The sequence below is a fragment of the Okeania sp. genome, from assembly GCF_983059655.1.
Genome location: NZ_CEZPJD010000333.1, coordinates 4,642 through 8,428, shown reverse-complemented (window position 1 = coordinate 8,428; position 3,787 = coordinate 4,642). Strand labels below are relative to the sequence as shown.

The 3,787-nt window shown below is 33.2% G+C and carries 3 protein-coding genes; 2 read left to right on the top strand and 1 reads right to left on the bottom strand.

Annotation, left to right across the window (positions count from 1 at the left end; all coding sequences use genetic code 11):
• Positions 1-151: 151 nt before the first annotated feature.
• Positions 152-1,198: a tetratricopeptide repeat protein gene (locus AC3DU7_RS18345; RefSeq protein ID WP_488040757.1), complete on the top strand. Its 1,047-nt coding sequence runs from the start codon at positions 152-154 to the stop codon at positions 1,196-1,198.
• Between the two features lie 376 nt (positions 1,199-1,574).
• On the opposite strand, the gene AC3DU7_RS18340 is transcribed toward AC3DU7_RS18345, so the two are convergent.
• A complete protein-coding gene (locus AC3DU7_RS18340) occupies positions 1,575-1,811 on the bottom strand; it encodes a hypothetical protein (protein ID WP_488040756.1) in 237 nt (78 codons plus the stop codon).
• 315 nt (positions 1,812-2,126) lie between these two features.
• Between AC3DU7_RS18340 and AC3DU7_RS18335 the strand changes: the two genes are divergently transcribed.
• Positions 2,127-3,787: flavin-dependent dehydrogenase (locus AC3DU7_RS18335; RefSeq protein ID WP_488040755.1), on the top strand; the 1,661-nt coding region annotated here is incomplete at its 3' end.

Here is a 3,787-nt window from a genome sequence, read left to right as displayed (position 1 = left end):
TTTAGCTATTGGGCAAATCCTGCAATTTGTAAATATACCAGCGCTCACTGCTATATCTTAACATTCTTATGTGAACAGTCTCACAAGCTCACTAACATGGGAATATATTATGCCAGGCAACTATTTAAAATCCCCATGGCTTGAGTAGTCAATGATGAAATTGAAAGGAGCAAATATGGGTCAGAGAAACCCAGTCACAGTTATTATACTTATCCTAGTTTTAGGTTATGGAATTTCAATTTTTTGGCTAAATAATGTACAAAAAAAATCTATAGCTCAAGCTCAAACAAAGATAGCTAATTTAGGAGATCTTAATCAAGATTCTGATGTTAATAAACTTAGAGCTGCTCTAACTCGATTACCAGAAGCAATAGATACTTTAGAACAAGTTATTCAACTGCCTGGTGTACCTTTACAACCTGTATCTAGAGAAATAACTAAACTAAATTATCAACTTATTGCAGTCAAGCGAAAACTCTATTTAGCAGAGTATGGATTAATCTATTTAAGGTTAGCAAAAAAATCTGCAATGGCGGCAGCTTTATTGGTACAAAATCCTCCTCATCCTATTGATACTTGGTATCAAGCGCAGCAAAAATGGCAATATGCAATTAATTTATTAGAAAAAATTCCTGAAGAAAGTTTGTCATATCCAGAAGCTAGAGAAAAATTAAAGCTTTATCGAGAAAATTATCAAATAATAACTCAAAGATTTAATTCTGCTACACAGGCAATTAATCTAAATAATCAGGCTAAACAAAAGATGGAAGCAGGAAATTATCAAGGTGCTATTAAGGATTTAAATAAAGCTATAAGTCTTAATCCTGGTCAAAGTGAATCTTATTTAAGTAGAGGAGTTGCTTATTCTCAACAGGGAAGAAAAATAGCAGCGATCGCTAATTTTAATCAGGCAATAAAAATTAGTCCTGAAAATGCCAAAGCTTATTATTATCGAGGGGATGAATATCTACAAATAGGAGAACAGAAAAAGGCTCTTCAAGACTTAAATAAATCTATCAAGATTGATGCTAATAATCCTAAGTCATACTTTAATAGAGGCATTGTTTACTACTTAATTGGAAATCAAAGTGAGGCAATGGAAAATTTTCAGAAGGCGGCTTTTTTCTTTGGGTTAGATGGCGATTCTGATAATCAAAAAATTGCAGTAGATATGTTAGATAAATTTCAACAAAATTAGATTTAATAACAGAATTCAGAATTCAGAATTCAGGAGTCAGCAGTTAATAATCATATCATGTCCGCTTAAATACTTATCAATATCTTACAGCGCTTTTCATTTGAGTAGACCACAAAATTATTTTTGGCACTTAGAGTAGGGAGTAGGGAGTAGGGGGTAGAAAAATGCTTTTGGGTTGCCCATACTAACTGTAGTCTATCCATGTGAAAAGCGCTATATCTTTTCGCAGAGCGTTTCCACAGGAAAAACTTTTTACCGAAAAATTGTGGTTTAAAGCCTACCCTTTTAAGGGGATAATAAAGAAAAATTTCCATGATTAGTAAATCCTCTTCTTTTCAAGGAGAGGTAATTATTCATGATTCATTATTCCCTCGCGCTATACGCTCAAATATTCCCAAGCTTCATTAAGAATCTGACTGAGTAATTGTCTTTGGGCCATATTTAATAAACGATCGTCTGCTAGAATCTCCTCCTTAAGTTCCTCTATAGACTTTCCTTGAGAACGAGCAACATTAACTACGCCAGCTATAGCTAGAGCTACAAGTTCATCATTAACTGGTTGTTTTCGCAAAGCAATTACTTCTAGATCGCTTGTGGGTACAGGATGGTTCATATCTATTCCCTTACTGTCTTTAAAATTTTGTCGCTACTCTACTGATTGGGGCTAAACTATTTTGTAGACTGGAGCGAAGTTTACTAATTTTGAAGATAGCCATCTAGAGATAGATTTATCTTAAAAAACCTATCAAGAGATAGTAGAAACTTAAAAAGATAATACCCAAAGAAAAATTTTTCTTGGGTATACTTCGTAGTAATAGTAGAAAATACTGTAAACTTTTATATTAGATTAAAGTTTTATTTATAAAGCATAGCATACATTAAAATATTGTCAACTTTAAGATTAAAAATTAATTCCCAAAAAAAACAGATGAAAGAAATTCTTTACCTAGAAGTACCAACGCCAGATACAAAAACTGTTTGTCAATGGTTACAGGATAAATTTCAACCGGGATTAGGTGAAAAAATTCTGACTTCAGATGGTTTTGTTGTGAAATTTTCTCAAGATCCTACTCAAGAAATTTCTGTATTTACCTGGTCATTACAACGAACTACTTATCTAAAAGTTTTTGCTCAAGGAAATTTATCTTCTATACAAAAAAAATTCATTTCATCTTTGATTACCAACTTGAGAAAAGAATTTCCTTTAAATTATCCAGAACCTCCGATAATTGACTTATCAAATCAGTCAATTTTTACAGCTTTAGCATCTGATTATCCTCTGACTGTAAAATACTTTCAAAAAATGCCTCAAGGGGAATACGATCTTAAACGTTTATACTGGTGGGAAAAACGTTGGCGCGAATCAGTTAAAAATCCTCAAACACCAAAACAAGTAGTGTGGAAAAAGGAGTTAGAAACAAATAATAATTCTGTTGAATATGACCTCATTTATGTTGGTGGCGCTCTGGGAGTTATTCATGCAGCTGTCATGGCAAAATTGGGGTACAAAGTTTTATTATTGGAACGTTTGACTTTTGGTAAAATGAATCGAGAGTGGAATATTTCTCGCTCTGAACTACAAAGTTTAATTGACTTGGGTTTATTTACTGCTGCAGAAATAGAAGGTTTAATTGCTAGAGAATATAAAGACGGATTTAACAAATTTTTTGATAGTAATAACCCTGATTTTGCTAAGGCTGCAATTCTTCATACTCCTACAGTTTTAAATGTGGCATTAGATTCAGAAAAAGCACTTACTTTATGTGGGATAAAACTACAAGAATCAGGAGGAAAAATTGTAGATGAAACAGAATTTATTAAAGCTGAAATTGAACCAGAAAAAGTTTTAGTCTATACTCAAAACCTATCTAACAAAACTGAACAAATTTTCTGTGGACGTTTGTTAGTAGATGCTATGGGTACTGCTTCTCCCATCGCTTGGCAGTTAAATGGTAAACGTGCTTTTGATAGTATTTGTCCAACAGTTGGAGCAGTAATTGATGGTGGAATTGAACCGGAAGTTTGGGATTCAAATTATGGAGATGTTCTTAATAGTCATGGCGATATTTCTCGTGGCAGACAATTAATTTGGGAGTTGTTCCCTGGTGCTGGTAATGAGTTAGCAATTTATTTATTTCATTACCATCAAGTTCATCCAAAAAATCCTGGTTCTTTGTTAGAAATGTATGAGGATTTTTTCGCAATTTTGCCAGAATATCGGCGGTGTGATATGGATAAATTAGTCTGGAAAAAGCCAACTTTTGGTTATATTCCTGGGCATTTTAGTATCAAAGGTAGCGATCGCCAGGTGGCTTTTGACCGTTTAATTTGTATTGGCGATGCTGCTTCTCTCCAATCTCCTTTAGTATTTACTGGTTTTGGTTCTTTAGTCAGAAATTTACCTCGTTTAACCGATCTTCTAAATACTGCTTTAAAATATGATTTACTCAGTGCTAATCACTTAAATCAAATTCGTGCTTATCAAAGTAATATTGCCGTTACTTGGTTATTTTCTAAAGGTATGATGGTACCAACTGGAAAGTTTTTACCCCCTCAAAGAATTAATTCTATATTGAATACATTTTTTGG

Excerpts from the sequence above, each read along its gene's own strand:
- AC3DU7_RS18340 (WP_488040756.1), bottom strand. The coding sequence starts at position 1,811 with ATGAACCATCCTGTACCCACAAGCGATCTAGAAGTAATTGCTTTGCGA.
- AC3DU7_RS18345 (WP_488040757.1), top strand. The coding sequence starts at position 152 with ATGATGAAATTGAAAGGAGCAAATATGGGTCAGAGAAACCCAGTCACA.